General features: G+C 71.7%; 14 protein-coding genes. 11 read left to right on the top strand and 3 right to left on the bottom strand.

The window, feature by feature from the left end:
• The first annotated feature begins 44 nt into the window (after positions 1–44).
• From B1759_RS06780 to guaA, 6 genes are all read left to right on the top strand, one after another.
• Positions 45–590 (top strand): outer membrane beta-barrel protein, encoded by a 546-nt coding sequence (locus B1759_RS06780; RefSeq protein WP_095514259.1) that lies wholly within the window; start codon positions 45–47, stop codon positions 588–590.
• A 78-nt stretch (positions 591–668) separates the two neighbouring features.
• The gene (gene efp, locus B1759_RS06775; RefSeq protein WP_095514258.1) at positions 669–1,238 is read left to right on the top strand and encodes an elongation factor P; all 570 of its coding nucleotides are present in this window, start codon (positions 669–671) and stop codon (positions 1,236–1,238) included.
• Between the two features lie 175 nt (positions 1,239–1,413).
• Positions 1,414–1,896: an acetyl-CoA carboxylase biotin carboxyl carrier protein gene (gene accB, locus B1759_RS06770; RefSeq protein WP_095515077.1), complete on the top strand. Its 483-nt coding sequence runs from the start codon at positions 1,414–1,416 to the stop codon at positions 1,894–1,896.
• A 75-nt stretch (positions 1,897–1,971) separates the two neighbouring features.
• Positions 1,972–3,318: an acetyl-CoA carboxylase biotin carboxylase subunit gene (gene accC, locus B1759_RS06765; protein ID WP_095514257.1), complete on the top strand. Its 1,347-nt coding sequence runs from the start codon at positions 1,972–1,974 to the stop codon at positions 3,316–3,318.
• Positions 3,319–3,381: 63 nt separating this feature from the next.
• Positions 3,382–3,765, top strand: coding sequence for a glycine cleavage system protein GcvH (gene gcvH, locus B1759_RS06760; protein ID WP_095514256.1), 384 nt, complete (start codon positions 3,382–3,384; stop codon positions 3,763–3,765).
• A 72-nt stretch (positions 3,766–3,837) separates the two neighbouring features.
• Positions 3,838–5,424 carry a glutamine-hydrolyzing GMP synthase gene (gene guaA / locus B1759_RS06755; protein WP_095514255.1) on the top strand — a complete coding sequence of 529 codons (1,587 nt, stop codon included), beginning with the start codon at positions 3,838–3,840 and terminating at the stop codon, positions 5,422–5,424.
• A gap of 132 nt (positions 5,425–5,556) precedes the next feature.
• Here guaA and B1759_RS06750 read toward each other — a convergent pair whose 3' ends face one another.
• Positions 5,557–7,047 (bottom strand): cryptochrome/photolyase family protein, encoded by a 1,491-nt coding sequence (locus tag B1759_RS06750; protein WP_095514254.1) that lies wholly within the window; start codon positions 7,045–7,047, stop codon positions 5,557–5,559.
• 136 nt (positions 7,048–7,183) lie between these two features.
• On the opposite strand from B1759_RS06750, the gene B1759_RS06745 reads away from it, so the two are divergent.
• Positions 7,184–7,837 carry a spondin domain-containing protein gene (locus tag B1759_RS06745; protein WP_158225155.1) on the top strand — a complete coding sequence of 218 codons (654 nt, stop codon included), beginning with the start codon at positions 7,184–7,186 and terminating at the stop codon, positions 7,835–7,837.
• A gap of 94 nt (positions 7,838–7,931) precedes the next feature.
• Positions 7,932–8,705 carry a bacillithiol biosynthesis deacetylase BshB1 gene (bshB1, locus tag B1759_RS06740; RefSeq protein ID WP_095514252.1) on the top strand — a complete coding sequence of 258 codons (774 nt, stop codon included), beginning with the start codon at positions 7,932–7,934 and terminating at the stop codon, positions 8,703–8,705.
• Positions 8,706–8,750: 45 nt separating this feature from the next.
• Here the strand turns inward: bshB1 and B1759_RS20440 are convergent, their stop codons facing one another.
• Positions 8,751–10,346, bottom strand: a complete 1,596-nt coding sequence (locus B1759_RS20440; protein WP_158225154.1) for an ATPase domain-containing protein — start codon at positions 10,344–10,346, stop codon at positions 8,751–8,753.
• A gap of 259 nt (positions 10,347–10,605) precedes the next feature.
• On the opposite strand from B1759_RS20440, the gene B1759_RS06730 reads away from it, so the two are divergent.
• Both B1759_RS06730 and B1759_RS06725 read left to right on the top strand, forming a co-directional pair.
• Positions 10,606–12,282, top strand: coding sequence for an aldehyde dehydrogenase family protein (locus tag B1759_RS06730; protein ID WP_095514250.1), 1,677 nt, complete (start codon positions 10,606–10,608; stop codon positions 12,280–12,282).
• Between the two features lie 91 nt (positions 12,283–12,373).
• Entirely contained in the window at positions 12,374–14,320 is a 1,947-nt protein-coding gene (locus B1759_RS06725; RefSeq protein ID WP_095514249.1) for a tetratricopeptide repeat protein, read from the top strand.
• Between the two features lie 34 nt (positions 14,321–14,354).
• On the opposite strand, the gene B1759_RS06720 is transcribed toward B1759_RS06725, so the two are convergent.
• A complete protein-coding gene (locus tag B1759_RS06720) occupies positions 14,355–14,489 on the bottom strand; it encodes a CPXCG motif-containing cysteine-rich protein (protein WP_095515076.1) in 135 nt (44 codons plus the stop codon).
• A 93-nt stretch (positions 14,490–14,582) separates the two neighbouring features.
• Here B1759_RS06720 and B1759_RS06715 point away from each other — a divergent pair, with 93 nt between their 5' ends.
• On the top strand, positions 14,583–15,539 hold the full coding sequence (locus tag B1759_RS06715) for a serine hydrolase (RefSeq protein WP_095514248.1): 957 nt from the start codon (positions 14,583–14,585) through the stop codon (positions 15,537–15,539).
• Positions 15,540–15,574 lie beyond the last annotated feature (35 nt).

Raw genomic sequence — 15,574 nt, 5'->3', positions numbered from 1 at the left:
GCTCCGTACCGCGTAGCGTGTGCGTTCCCCCCAGACTCCGGCTCATGCGCATCTCCTTCCTGGTCGTCCTTCTCGTCGTGTGGGCCGCCGCCGCCGACGCCCAGCCACGCGTGGGTGTCGATGTCGGCGTGGCCGTCCCCACAGGTGCGCTGGGCGAGCACCGGTCGGCCGGTGTGGCAGCCACCGTCTCCATTGGGCCACGCGCGTCCGGCCTCACGCCCCGCCTCGACGTGGCGCTGGCCCATCTCCCCGGCGACGGGACCGTCTCGGAGAACGGCACCAACAGCAGGCGAGGCGACTACACCTCGGCGGGCCTCCGGCTGTCGGCTGTGTACCGAGCGCGGGGGCGCGGGGTGGTGCCGTACGGACTCATCGGCGGGGGGCTCTACGTCCTCACCATCGAGCGCGATCGGAACCCATACGGCGACGTGTTCGGAGGGCTTCACGCCGGCCTCGGCATCGACGTCCCCCTGGAGCGCGTCGCCCTCACGGCGGAGATCGGCGCGGTGGCGATGGCGACAGACTACGGGGCCGGCGCGTTCAACTTTCCGACGCTCCACGTCCCGCTGACGGTCGGCGTCCGGTTCTGACGGTTCCACGCCTGCTTCGCCCGACGCACGTCGCACCGGCGATAGCTTGCGGCACCTCCGATCGTACCCCGACCCGACATGGCGTCCACTCAAGATTTCCGCAACGGCCTCGTCCTCAACTGGAAGCACGATCTCTGGCAGATCGTCGAGTTCCAGCACGTCAAGCCCGGCAAGGGCGGCGCGTTCGTGCGCTCGAAGCTGCGCAACGTGCGCAACGGCAAGATCGTCGACAACACGTTCCGGGCCGGCGAGAAGGTCGAGACGGCGCGCGTCGAGCGGCGCGAGATGCAGTACCTCTACGAGGACGAGATGGGCCTCCACTTCATGAACACGGAGACCTACGAGCAGCGCTCGCTCCGGAGCGAGATGGTGGACAAGAAGGACCTCATCAAGGAGGGCTCCACCGTCGAGATGCTGATCGACGCGGGCACCGAGGAGCCGCTGACCGTCGAACTGCCCCGTCAGGTGGACCTCGCCGTGACGCAGACCGACCCCGGCCTAAAGGGCGACACCGCCACCGGCGCCACCAAGCCCGCCGTGCTGGAGTCCGGTGCGACGGTCTACGTGCCGCTGTTCATCAACGAAGGTGACATCGTCCGCGTCGACACCGAGTCGTCCAGCTACACGACGCGCGTGACGGCGGCGTAGGGACAGGCCCGGCTCGCACCCAGCGAGCGCCGCGGGTGCGGCGCGGGCTGGGTAAAGCGGACGGGACGCCCGAAGGACCTTGCCCGACCTGCGGGTCGCGCACGCTCCTGCGCTCTCCTCGCCCCGAGCGTCCGTAGCTTGGGGCTCCCCTCTGTGCCCCGCTCGTCCCATGGACATGGACCTCGACAAGATCCAACGCCTCCTCGAAATCGTCGCCGAGAGCGGCCTCGACGAGGTGAAGGTGGAGGAAGGCGACTTCAAGCTGACCGTCCGCGCGACGGCCCGGCCGACCGCCGCGCCCGCCGCGCCGATGATGATGGCCGCCCCGGCCGCTGCGCCCGCGCCGGCGGCCCCCGCTGCTGCGCCGGCCTCGGCCCCGCCGTCGGCCGCCCCGGCTGCCGAGCCCGGCTCGGGCGCCAACGAGTCCGTCGTGCTGGCCCCCATCGTGGGCACGTTCTACGAGGCGCCCTCGCCCGACGCCGCCGCGTTCGTGTCGGTCGGCCAGCGCGTCGAGGTCGGCCAGACGCTCTGCATCATCGAGGCGATGAAGCTGATGAACGAGATCCAGGCCGAGGAGGCCGGGACCATCACGCAGATCCTCGCAAAGAACGCGGAGCCGGTCGAGTACGACCAGCCGCTGTTCGTCATCGAGAAGTGAACGTGATGTGTGGTTCGTGATGCGTGACTCCCCGAGAGCCCGCATTCCGCATCCCTCCGTCCCGCACCCCTCCCTATGATCAAGAAAGTCCTCATCGCCAACCGCGGCGAGATCGCGCTCCGCATCATCCGGACCTGCCGCGAGATGGGGATCCAGACGGTCGCCGTCTACTCCACCGCCGATCGCGACACACTGGCGGTCAAGTTCGCTGACGAGGCAGTCTGCATCGGGCCGGCGCCGAGCGCGCAGAGCTACCTCAAGATCCCGTCCATCATCGCCGCGGCCGAGGTCACCGGCGCCGATGCGATCCATCCCGGCTACGGCTTCCTGTCCGAGAACGCCGAGTTCGCGCGGATCTGCCAAGACCACGACCTGACGTTCATCGGGCCGCGCCCAGAAACGATCTCGTCGATGGGCGACAAGTCGGTCGCCAAGGACACCATGAAGGCGGCGGGCGTGCCCGTCGTGCCGGGCTCCGACGGGGCCGTCGAGAACGTCAAGGAGGGACTGGCGGCCGCGAAGGAGGCCGGCTTCCCTGTCATGATCAAGGCGTCTGCGGGCGGCGGCGGCAAGGGCATGCGGATGGCGAACGACGCCGACGAGTTCGAGCGGCTGTTCGTGGCGGCCTCCAACGAGGCCCAGAACGCGTTCGGCGACGGCCGGATCTACATCGAGAAGTTCGTCGAGGAGCCACGCCACATCGAGATCCAACTCGTGGGCGACGGACAGGGGACGGTGGTCCACTTCGGCGAGCGCGAGTGCTCCATCCAGCGGCGCCACCAGAAGCTGCTGGAGGAGGCCCCGAGCCCGATCCTCGACCCCGTCCTGCGCGACGCGATGGGCGAGGCGGCCCGCGCGGGCGCCCTGGCGGTCAACTACCGCGGCGCCGGCACGGTCGAGTTCCTGGTCGACAAGAACCGGGACTTCTACTTCATGGAGATGAACACCCGGATCCAGGTCGAGCACCCGGTGACGGAGGAGGTCACGGGCACCGACCTGATCGAGTGGCAACTCCGGGTCGCGGGCGGCGAGACGATCACCTCGGGCGACCACCTGCCCACGGGCCACTCCATCGAGTGCCGGATCAACGCCGAGGACCCGTTCCGCAACTTCTCCCCGAGCCCGGGCAAGATCACGGCGTTCCACAGCCCCAAGGGCCGGGGCGTCCGCTGCGACACGCACGTCTACGCGGGCTACACCGTCCCGCCGACGTACGACTCGATGATCGCCAAGCTGATCGTCCGCGAGGACACGCGCGAGCGGGCCATCGCGAAGATGCTCCGCGCGCTCGACGAGTTCATCATCGAGGGCATCCGCACGACCGTCCCCTTCCACCAGCAGCTCCTCCGGGACCCCCGCTTCGTCGCGGGCGACTTCGACACGAAGTTCCTGGAGCGCTTCGAGCTCACGCCTCCGGCGTAGTCGGTTCAGGGTTCTCAAGGCCCCACACCTCGCGAACCCTGAACCCCGAACCCTGAACCACCCATGGACTTCCCCTCCGACCTCCGCTACACCAAGGACCACGAGTGGGTCCGCCTCGACGACGACGGCCTCGCGGTCATCGGCATCACGGACTACGCCCAGGGCGAGCTGGGCGACATCGTGTTCGTGGAACTGGAGGCCGAGGGCACCGAGGTTGACGCCGAGGGCTCGCTCGGGACCGTCGAGGCGGTCAAGACGGTCAGCGAGCTGTTCGCGCCCATCGCAGGCACCATCGAGGCGATCAACGAGGACCTCGACGGCGCGCCCGAGTCGGTCAACGGCGACCCCTACGGCGACGGCTGGATGGTCAAGGTCCGCCCCGCCAACGCGGACGACGTGGCCGGCCTCCTCTCGGCCGACGAGTACAAAGAGATGATCGGCGCCTAGCCGCCGACCGCTCCACCTTCCGAGGGTGCCGACGGACCGCGTCGGCACCCTTCGCTGTTTCCCCCGCCCGCCATGACCCACGAAACCGTCGTCATCCTGGACTTCGGCAGCCAGACGACCCAGTTGATCGCCCGGCGCGTCCGCGAGGCGGGCGTGTACTGCGAGATCCACCCCTGCACGCTGCCCGCCGCGGAGGTCGCGGCGCTGGAGCCGAGCGGGCTGATCCTGTCTGGCGGCCCGATGTCGGTCTACGACGAGGCCGGCCCCCAGCTGGACCCGGCGCTGCTGGCGCTCACGAAGCCCGGCACCGACGACAAGGTGCCGGTGCTCGGCATCTGCTACGGGTTGCAGGCGCTGGCGCACGCGCTCGGCGGGAGCGTCGAGCCGAGCGACCACCGCGAGTTCGGGCGGTCGCCGATCGTGTCGCACGAGGAGAACGAGCTGTTCCGCGGCGTCCCCGAGGGCTCGGTCGTCTGGATGAGCCACGGCGACCACCTGACGAAACTGCCGGCCGGCTTCCGCGCGGTCGCGGCGACCGACAACGCGCCCATCGCCGCCGTCGCCGCCGAGCCGGACTCGGGCCACGGCCCGATCTACGGTGTCCAGTTCCACCCCGAGGTGGTCCACACCGAGCACGGCGCGGCCATCCTGGGCAACTTCGTCACCGAGGTCTGCGACCTCCGCGGCGACTGGACGACGGGCTCGTTCATCGACGAGAAGGTCGAGGCCATCCGCGAGCAGGTCGGCGACGACCACGTGATCCTGGGGTTGAGCGGCGGCGTCGACTCGTCGGTGGCGGCGGCGCTCTTGCACAAGGCCATCGGCGACCAGCTGACGTGCGTGTTCGTGGACAACGGGCTGCTGCGCGCGGGCGAGTTCGAGCAGGTCCAGCACACGTTCGCCGAGGGCTTCGACCTCGACCTGGTCGCCGTCGATGCGTCCGACCTGTTCCTCGACCGGCTGGCCGACGTCGCCGACCCGGAGCAGAAGCGCAAGATCATCGGGGCGACGTTCATCGAGGTCTTCCAGGCGGAGACCGAGAAGGTGACGGAGCGCCTCGGCCACAAGCCGCGTTTCCTGGCGCAGGGCACGCTCTACCCGGACGTGATCGAGTCGGTCAGCTTCAAGGGCCCGAGCGCGACCATCAAGACGCACCACAACGTCGGCGGGCTGCCCGAGAAGCTGGGCTTCGAACTCGTCGAGCCGTTCCGCGAGCTGTTCAAGGACGAGGTCCGCGCGGTCGGCCGCGAGCTGGGTGTGCCCGAGGCCATCATCAAGCGGCACCCGTTCCCCGGCCCCGGCCTGGCCGTCCGCGTGCTCGGTCCGGTCACGCGCGAGGCCTGCGACCTGCTCCGCCAGGCCGACACGATCTGGCTCGACGAACTCGTCACGTCGGGCACCTACGACGACGTCTGGCAGGCCTTCGCAGTGCTGCTGCCGATCAAGAGCGTCGGCGTGATGGGCGACTACCGCACCTACGAGCAGGCGGTCACGCTCCGCGCTGTCACGTCGACGGACGGCATGACGGCCGACTGGGCGCGGCTCCCGTACGAGGTCTTGGGCCGGGCGTCGAACCGCATCATCAACGAGGTGCGCGGCATCAACCGCGTCGCGTACGACATCTCGTCCAAGCCGCCCGCGACCATCGAGTGGGAGTGACCCCGCCCGCCTCGGCGGCGCGTCCGAGGTGGGATCACCCGTCGGGACACGCCGGTGGCGTGCCCGGGGTGACGGCGGTGCTGGGTAGGGGCGTATTGCGATACGCCCCTACCGCATCATCGAGGCTGGATCTCAGGCGTCGTCGATACCGATTCGCTTCAGGTACCGGTCTGCCGCTGCTTCGTGGGCGGCCATCTTGTCCTCGCCCATCCGGTCGAGGTGGCCGGTGATCATCGCCATGCGGTGGTAGCCCTCGATCGGCTCGCGGTAGTCGCGGAGGAAGGTCCAGTAGAGGCCGTCCCACTCGGCCTCCCAGCCGCCGCGCGGGTAGTGGCTCATCTTGCGGAGGTAGTTCGAGCCCGACATGTAGGGCTTCGTGGTCAGGAGCGGACCGGCGGCGTGCTGGCTCATGCCGTACGCGTTGGGCACCATCACCCAGTCGTAGGCATCCACGAACAGCTCCATGAACCAGCGGTACACCTGCTGAGGGTGGATGCGGGTCAGGAAGAGCGCGCCGCCGAGCACCATCAGCCGCTCGATGTGGTTGGCATAGCCGGTCTGGAGGACGCGCGGGATCACGTCGTCCACGGGTGCCAGGCCGGTCGTGCCGTCGTACCACGCGTCGGGGAGGTCGCGGTCGAAGCCCCAGACGTTGGCCGTCCGCAGCGGGACGCCCTCCAGGTCGTAGAGCGCCCGCATGTACTCGCGCCACCCGATGACCTGACGGACGAATCCCTCCAGGGAGTTCAGTGGGATGCCGTCGGCCCCGAGCACGGCGTCCAACACCTGCTGCGGGGTCACCAGCCCGACGTTGAGGACGGGCGTCAGGACGGCGTGGTAGAGCGCCGAGTGTCCCGGCTCGATGGCGTCCTCGTAGGGTCCGAACCGCTCGAAGCGCTGGGCCACGAACGCGGCCAGCCACTCCGCCGCCCCGTCGTGGGTGGTCGGGTAGGGGAGCGGCCCGCTCGCGCCGACGTGGTCGGGGAAGTGCTCCTCGACGTAGGCCTGGGCCTCCTCGATCACGGCGTCCTGCTCGACCTCGGGCAGCGGGGGGACCTCCGCCAGTATCGCCTTGGTCAGTGTTTCGCGGTTGTCGTGGTCGAAGCTCCACTGGCCGCCCGCGGGCTCCCCGTCGTCGTCCACCAGAATGCCGAGGCGGCGGCGCTGGTGCTTGTAATAGTCGGCCATGAAGTACCGCTTCCGGCCCTCGAAGAAAGCCGCGTTCTCGGCGCGCATCGTCAGGAAGAGCGGCGTGTCGAGGATGTCGAGGTCCACCCCGGCCGCCTCGGCGGCTGCGTGGAGGCGCTTTTCCAGGATGAAGTCGACCGGCTCGCACAGGCGGACGGTCTCGGCCCCGTCGTCTGCCAGCCGGGCGAGGAGAGCGGCTGTCGAGACGCGGTCCGCCCAGGCCACGACCTCGACCTCGTGCCCGGCGTCGCGGAGGTGCGCGGCGTAGCGCTGCATCGAGGCGCGGTGGAGCACGAGCCGCAGCTTGTGATTGCGGGCCGGGTACTGCTCGTCGCGGAAGAACAGGTCGTCCTCGTGGAGCACCACGCGGTCGGCCCCGTCGAGGGCCGGGTGGTCGGCGAAGAGCTGGTTGGGGTAGACGAGGGCGACGGTCATGGGTCGGGAGGCCGGGCCGGGGCAACCCGGCGGCTCCGGGCGGGTTCGCCCAGCCCCCGCCGATCAGGAAGTGCCCCGTCGGCGTACGAGATCGTGCCCGTCGTGCGTCAACGCTCCACGCTTTGCCTCCCTCCCCATGCGCCTGCTCCTCCTCCTCGCCGTCCTCCTCGTCGGCTGCGACACCGCTGAGGTGATTCCCGAGGCAGACCCGGATCCGGTGCGCGCGCCGGCGACCTACACCGTGACGTTCGACGCGACGTGGAGCGCGGACACCCACCCGAATGACTTTCCCGGGAGTAGCGCCCACTTCTCGCCGCTCACCGGCGCCACCCACGCGCCCGACGTGACGCTCTGGGAGGTCGGCGGCACCGCGACCGAGGGGATCCGGTCGATGGCCGAGACCGGCGCCGTGGCGACCCTCCGCGCGGAGGTCGAGGCGATGGGCGTCTCGACGGCCACGTTCGTCGAGGGCGGCATCGTGGGCGTCTCACCGGGCACGGCGACCGCCGAACTGACCGTGACCTCGCTGCGTCCGCTCGCCTCCGTCGTGACCATGCTGGCACCCAGCCCCGACTGGTTCGTCGGCGTCGACCGGCTGGACCTCCGCGAGGGCGACGGCTGGGCCGACCGCGTCGAGGTCGACCTCGTGGTCTACGACGCAGGCACCGACGACGGGGCGACCTACACGGCCGAGAACGCGGCCCGCGCCATGCGCGCGCCCATCGCCGAGGCGACCTACAGCCCGCTGGCGGGCACGACCGTCGGCACGCTGACCTTCGAGCGGCAGTAGGCGCCTGCCGAACGGGCCCGCCTCGGCGCCGCGCTGGGCGGGGTGGAATCGTCGCCGCGCGCTGGGCGTTGGGAGCCGACGCCCCTCCCTCGCCATGACCGACTCCGACACGCACCGTCCGCTGGACGTGCTCGCCCTCGCTGCTCACCCCGACGACGTCGAACTCTGCGCAGGGGGCACGATGTGCCTGCTGGCCGACCAGGGGTACCGGACCGGTATCGTGGACTTCACGCGTGGCGAACTGGGCACGCGCGGCACCCCCGAGGGGCGGATGCAGGAGGCCGCCGCCGCCGCCGAGATCCTGGGCCTGAGCGTCCGCGAGAACCTCGGCCTGCCCGACGGCGACATCCAGAACACGAAGGCCAACCAACTGGCCCTGATCCGGTCCATCCGTCGGCACCGGCCGCCGATCGTGCTGATCACCGCCGAGCACGTCCGCCACCCGGACCACGGCGACGCCACCGCGCTCGCCGTCGACGCCCTCTTCTACAGCGGCCTCGCCAAGATCGAGTCGTTCGAGGACGACGGGACGCCGCAGGAGCCGTGGCGCCCGCACCACGTCCTCCACTACCTCCAGGCCCTCGACGTGGAGCCGACGTTCGTGGTCGACGTGTCGAGCGTCTGGGAGCGGCGGATGAAGGCGCTCCTCGCCTTCGAGAGCCAGTTCTACCAGCCCGGCACCGAGGGCGACGACGGCCCGGAGACTTACATCTCGAACCCGCGCTTCCTGAAGTGGGTCGAGGCCCGCGCCCGCACCTACGGCTATCGCATCGGGGCCGACTTCGGCGAGCCGTTCGTGTACCGCCACGGCCCGGTCGGCGTGGACGACCTGGTGGCGACGCTCAGCCGCGACAAGCCGTTCCGGTAGTCTGGAGCGAGGTGACCCGCCTCGTCTCGGCATCGAGGCCGACGGCTACCCCTCAAAGGCGTAGTTGACCAACTCGGCGGAGGTCTGGAACGGCTGCCCGTCCGGCACGGTCACCGCGCCGACCGACTGGAGGACGCGCTCGGCGTCCGCACCGAGTGTGGTGCGGAGGTGGGCCTGAAGGCTCCCGAAGAGCGCCTGGGCGGCGTCGGGCCCCGAGTCGGGCAGGACGACGGCCGCGCGCTTGCGGGGCGCATCGACGAGGAGGCGGTCGGTGGGGCGGAGGCCCGAGCGAAGGCCCGCCTCGACGGTGTCGAAGTGCGTGGCGTCGGGGACGGCCGGGTCCATGCGGAGGGCGATCACCACGAACGGCGTCGTCCCACGACTCGCGAAGGCCGCGTCGAGAGCCGTCCGAAAGGCGATGCCGGGGTCGGGGGCGCTCGTGGGGACGCTCCCGCCGAGGGGCGCGAATGCTGGCAGGCCGGGCGGCATCGCTGGCAGCGACGGCATCGCAGGTGCGGCCGGAGGCGCGCTCAGCGCGCTGCCTCGCGAGTCGGCGAGGTACCCCTGTGCGAAGAGGGCGTCCGCGGCGTCGTTGCCGAACGCGTCGGCCGAGGGGGCCAGCAGCGACGGGTCGGGCGGCGGCGGCGCGACGACGTCGGTGTACGGCGGTTCGCCCGAGGCAGAGGGAGCCGGCGCGCTCTGCGGCGCGGGGGGAAAAGAGGGCGCCGAAGGCTCGGGCGGGACCGTCGGTGCGGAGGTCTCCGGGGCGAAGGGGGGGGCGAAGGACGATTCCGGCTCGCCAGCCGGGCTGGGCGCGAATGTCGTCGAGTGATCCGGGCTGGCGGGCTCCGGCGAGGGCGGCTCCGACGAGGTCGGGGCGGGTGCGAACGCCGTCGGTTCTGGCTCGGCGGCGACCGGATCCGGCAGGGGCGACGGCGCGGGAGCGGGCGGCGCAGGCAGTGCGACGGCCGCTGGCGGTTCCGGAGCGGGCGGCGGCACGGCATCGACCGATGCGCCGTCGTTGGATGGGTAGTCGGCCCGGCCGGGCGTGCCCAGCACGAGGTCGCCCCCAGCGCCGAGGTGGATGGTGCCGTCGACCAGCCCCTCGACCACGTCGAGGAGGCGGCGGGAGGCGTCGTTGGCCGGGTCGCCCAGGCCGATGACGAGCGTCACGCCCTGTTCGCGGAGCGCGCCGACGAGCCCGGCGAAGGCGTCGTGGAAGCGCTCGAACGTGTCGAACTGGACGAGCGGCGTAAAGTCCTCGATGACGACGCGCGCCGGGTCGTCGGAGGCGACCAGGGCGACGAGGTCGCGGTACGACTTCGCCAGGCCCTCGGAGCCGCGCGCGGCGAGGTCCGCGGCTTTCGGAATGCGAAGCAGACGGAGCGTGCCCGCCGTGTGGGCCGCGGCCAGGTCCAGGCCGACCTCGTGCCCCACCTCGACGAGCTCGTCGGGCGAGCGCGGCGAGATGACGAGGCAGCGCTGGCCCGCATCCGCAGCAGCGCGGACCGTCTGCAAGGCGAGCGCGGAACGCCCGGCGCCCGCACGGCCGACGAGGAGGTAGGTGCGCCCGGCCGCCAGCCCGCCCCACTGGCGGTCGACGGCGGCGAGGCCGGAGGGGGAGGGGGTGGCGGCGGTCATGGTCGAGAGAGAGTCGCGCACAGGGGACGGCAAACGGCGTGCCACCGCCATGATTTTACATTCGACCCCGTATGAACGGTGAACGGGTGACTCGCGCGGGGTGAGTCGTAGCGGTCCCCGGCGGTCCCGTAACCCCACGGTACGGACTGGGATCCGTCCGCGCCCTGCCCGCCGTCCACGGAAGGAAGCCGTCACGCCGAGGCGACGCCGGGAGCGCCCATCGGCCGGGGTACCTTTCGGCCCGCCCGCCCGATGCTCCATGGACGCCGACCTCCTCTCCATCCAGGACGCCCGCGACGCCGTCCACGCGGCGCACGTCGCGACCAAGCAGTTCAAGACCGCCGATCAGGCCACCGTGGACCGCATCGTTGCGGCCATGGTCGAGGCCGGGGCTGCCGAGGCGAAGCGGCTCGGGCAGATGGCCCACGACGAGACCGGCTTCGGCAAGCCCGAGAGCAAGGAGCAGAAAAACCTCTTCGCGACCCGGACGCTGGCCGCGCGGATGGAGGGCATGAAGACGGCCGGCGTCATCGCCAAGAGCGACGACGGCAGCGTCTGGACCGTCGCCAGCCCGATGGGCGTGGTGGCCGCGCTCGTGCCGTCGACCAACCCGACCGCGACGGCCTTCTACAAGGCGATCATCTCGGTCAAGGCACGCTGCGGGATCGTGATGAGCCCGCACCCGAGCGCCGTCCGCTGCACGATCGAGGCGACCCGCGTGGTCGCCGAGGCGGCGGTCGCCGCGGGCGCACCCGAGGGCCTGATCGCCTGCCTCGGTGGCGGCGAAGGCGGGGTCACGCTTGCCGGGACGAACGCGCTCCTGGAGCACCCGGAGACCGACGTGATCCTGGCCACCGGCGGCGGGCCGATGGTCCGCGCGGCCTACTCGAAGGGCAAGCCCGCCTACGGCGTCGGCTCGGGCAACGTGCCGGCCTACGTCGACCGCAGCGCCAACGTGGAGAAGGCGGCGGCCGACATCCTGACAGGCACCTCGTTCGACTGGGGGACCCTCTGCTCCACCGAGCGCTCGGTGGTCGCCGATGCGCCCATCCGGCAGCGCCTGCTCGACGCGCTCCGCCAGCGCGGCGGCCACGTCTGCTCGGCCGACGAGGCGGCGAAGCTGCGCGCCATCATCAAGCCGGGCGGGCGCTTCAACGCGGGCATCGTGGGCAAGAGCCCGCGCCGGATCGCGGAGATGGCCGGGTTCTCCGTCTCCGAGTCCGCCCGCGCGCTCATCGCCGAGGTCGACGCGGTCGGGCCGGACGAGCCGCTGTCGATGGAGACGCTCTCGCCCATCCTGTCCTTCTATGCGGCCGACGGCTGGGAGAATGGCTGCGCGCGGTGCATCGAGATCCTGGAGTTCGGCGGCATCGGCCACACGCTGGCCCTCCACGCCACGTCCGACCGCGTGATCGAGCAGTTCGCGCTCCGCAAGCCGTCCATGCGGATCGTCGTCAACACGGTCGCCGCGCTCGGCTCGGTGGGCATGACGACGGCGCTCTTCCCCGCCATGACGCTCGGGCCGGGCACCGTCGGCGGGTCGATCACGAGCGACAACGTGACGCCGATGCACCTCGTCAACCTGAAGCGCGTCGCCTTCGAGACGGCGCCGCTCAACGACGACGCGGGGCAGGCACTGGCGGCGGCGAGCGGGAGACGAGGGGGGGACCGGGCGCGCGGGTCCGCCGCGCCCGCCTCGGTGCCCACACCGACCGCGTCGCCGAGGCGGGGCCAGCCGTCCGGTGACGGGTCGTGGATGGACGAGATCGAGGCGCGCCTCGTCGCGCGAGCGGGCAACCCGACGGTCGACCGCCCGACGCCTGCGTCCTCGCCAGCTGCGACCTCGCCGACCGCGACCGCCGCCGCGCCTGCGTCGTCAGTACTGCCGCTGCCGGACCCGCAGATCGAGGCGCTGGTGCGGCGGTTCAAGAAGTAGGGCCTCGTCGCGACAGGCTGGAGGAGAGCGGCTCCCCGGAGACCCGGTCGTCGGCGCAACCTCGTCCGATACCTGGGGCGTAGACTCCCGCATGGCCGAGGACGTCCCGCTGCCCGCACCGATCACCCGCGACGCGTTCGCGTCGGGGATGCTTGCGCCCGGGCCCGTCGCCGACCGCCTCCGGGAGGCGCTGGCGTCGATCCCCGATCGACCCGACCGGGTGCTGGCGCTGGCGCACGAGGCCCGCGACCTCGCCGACGGCGACCCGCTCGTGCTGGCGTTCGCGCAGGCCTACGAGGGCTTCGCGCGCCACATGCTGTCCGAACACGAGGAGGCGCTCGACCTGCTGACGCGCGCGCTGACCGCCATTGAGCCGCTCGGCGACCTTTCCGGCCGGTCGCTCGCCCTCGGCGCGCTCTCGTCCGTCCACGTCAGCCTCGGGCACTACGACGAGGCGCTCGACCTCGCCCACGAGAACCTACGCGTGGCGCGGGCGCTCGGGGCTCGCGAGCAGGAGGCGTGGGTCCGCAGCGGGCTGGGCAACACCTACATCGAACTCGACCAGCCGGACCGCGCCCTCGAACACGGCGAGGCCGCCCTGCGGATCTTCGCCGACCTCGACCATGCGGGCGGGCAGGCACGAGCACACACGGCGCTCGGCGGCGCCCTCCGCACCCTCGGCCGCTTCGAGGAGGCGAAAGCCCACCACGAGGCTGCGCTCCGGCTGGCCCGCGAGGAGGGGGTGCTGCTGACTGAGGCGCGCGCGCTCCATGACCTCGGCATCCTCGCCCACCAGCGCGGAGCGGACGACGAGGCGCTCGCCTTCTTCCGCGACGCGCTCCGCCTGCGCACCGGCAGCGGCAACCGGCAGTCCCAGGCGACCACCCTGATCGCGATCGGGCGGACGCTGACGGCCATGGGGCGCCCCGGCGACGCGCGGCCCGCGCTCGAAGAGGCGCTCGGCATCGCGGAGACGGCGGGTGCCGAACCACGCGCCGCCGAAGCCCACGCGGCGCTCGCCGACGCCTGCGAGGCCGACGGGGACCCCGCCGCCGCCCTCGCTCACCTCCGCGCGTTCCAGGGGCTCCGCGAGGCCCTGCTCTCGGCCCAGGCCCGCAGCCGCATCCAGACCGTCGAGATCCGGGCCGAGGCGGAGCGCGCCCAGCAGGAGGCCGAGATGGCGCGCATCCGCACCGACGAGTTGGGCGCGGCCAACGAGGAACTCTCGGAGACCCTCCGCGAGCTGCGGTCCGCCCAGACCCAGCTGGTCCAGGCCGAGAAGATGGCGTCCCTCGGGCGGTTGTCGGCCGGCCTCGCCCACGAGATCCAGAACCCGCTCAACTTCGTCGCCAACTTCGCGGCGCTCAACGCCGACCTGGCGATGGACCTGCTGGCGACGGTCGACGAGGCGCGCACGACGGGTGAGGCGCCCGACCGGGAGGCGGTCCGGGAGGACCTGGAGGCCATCGTCGACAACACCCGCCGGGTGCGGGACCACGCGCGCCGGGCCGAGGCCATCGTCCGCGGCCTCATGGGGCACGTCCGCGACGTGGGCGGCGAGCGGCGGCCGACCGATGTGCACGAGCTGATGGAGCGGGCGGTCTCGAACTCGCTCGGACAGGCCGACGGCGTCCGGGTCGAGCGGCACTACGGCGATCTGCTCCCGGTCGAACTGGAAGCCGCCTCCATCCAACGCGTGATCGTCAACCTCCTGGAGAACGCTCGCTGGGCGGTCGAGCGACACGCCGAGGCCGCCGGGGACGGCTTCGTGCCAACCGTCCGCCTATCGACGGAGGACCTCGGCGACGTGGTCCAGATCCGCGTCGAGGACAACGGTGTCGGGATCCCGGCGGCGCACTGCGCGCGCGTCTTCGAGCCGTTCTTCACGTCCAAGCCCGCCGGGACAGGCACGGGGCTCGGCTTGTCGCTCGCGTATGACATCGTGACCGAAGGCCACGGAGGCACGCTCCAGGTCTTCAGCCGCCTCGGCCAGGGCGCGACCTTCGTGATGACCCTGCCCCGAAGGGGAGAGGAGTGACGGCTCGTCCCCACCACCCGTCGTCCCTGAGCCCTCACTCCTCCAGCCGTTGCACCTCGAACGCGGTGATGCCCTCGCCGTCGGCTTCGTAGGCGACCTCGATGGGGTGGCAGCAGACCTCGCAGTCCTCGACGTACGTCTGGGCGTGGACGCTGGGGTCGAGCAGCATGCTGATCGGCGCGAAGCAGTACGGGCAGGAAAAGTCGACTTCGACCTCGGTCACGGCGGGCTAGGTTGGGCGGCGGTCTCCGCCAACGCCCCGATGCTGCGTCTCGCTCCCGCCCTCATCGTGCTCGTGCTGCTCGCCAGCGGCTGCACCGCGACCCGCCCGGCCGCCGTCGCCGGTCCGCCCTGGCCCGTGCCGCGCGCCGACGCCGCCCTCCAGGCCCGCCTCGACGCGCTGGCGGACGGCTTCAACGGCGTCGTGGGGGTCTACCTCCGCCACCTGCCGACGGGCCGCGAGGCCGCGCTCCGGCCCGACGACCTCTTCCCGACAGCCAGCATCGTCAAGGTGCCGATCCTCGTGGGCGTCTTCGAGCAGATCGAGGCCGGCACGCTCGCGCTCGACACCGAACTCACCTTCCGCGACTCGCTCCGCTACGGCGAGGACTCGGGCGAGCTGTTCGCCCAACTCCGCGACTCGTCGACGGTGTACCTCCACTCGGCGGTCGAGCAGATGCTGGCCGCGTCCGACAACACGGCGAGCCTGTGGCTCCAGGGCATGGTGACCGGCGAGGCCATCAACGCGTGGCTCGCGGCGGAGGGCTTCGAGGGCACGCGCGTCAACAGCCGCACGGCCGGGCGCCGGGGCGACTGGGAGCGCTACGGCTGGGGCCAGACGACGCCCCGCGAGATGGCCGAGCTGGTCCGCCGCATCGTCGACGGCGAGGCCGTCTCGCCCGCGGCCGACCTGGAGATGCACCGGCTGCTCACCCGCACGCACTACGACGACGAGGCGATCGCGGCGCTGCCGCCGAGCGTGCAGGTCGCCAGCAAGCAGGGCGCCGTCAGCCAGTCGCGCAGCGAGGTCCTCTACGTCCACGCGCCCTCCGGCCCGTACCTGCTGATGGTGGTCACGAAGGAGCAGGCCGACACGCGCTACGCGCCCGACAACGCGGGCTACGACCTCATCCGCGCCGTGAGCCGCCTCGCGTGGGAGACGTTCGAGCCGGGCGCCGACTGGACGCCCCCGCCGGGGAGCGACCGGTTCCGGTTCTGATCGACAGGCACCCGGCGTCTCCCAACTCGCTCCGC

The organism is Rubrivirga sp. SAORIC476, from assembly GCF_002283555.1.
In the GTDB taxonomy this organism is placed as follows: domain Bacteria; phylum Bacteroidota; class Rhodothermia; order Rhodothermales; family Rubricoccaceae; genus Rubrivirga.
This window is presented reverse-complemented; position numbering and strand designations above follow the sequence as displayed.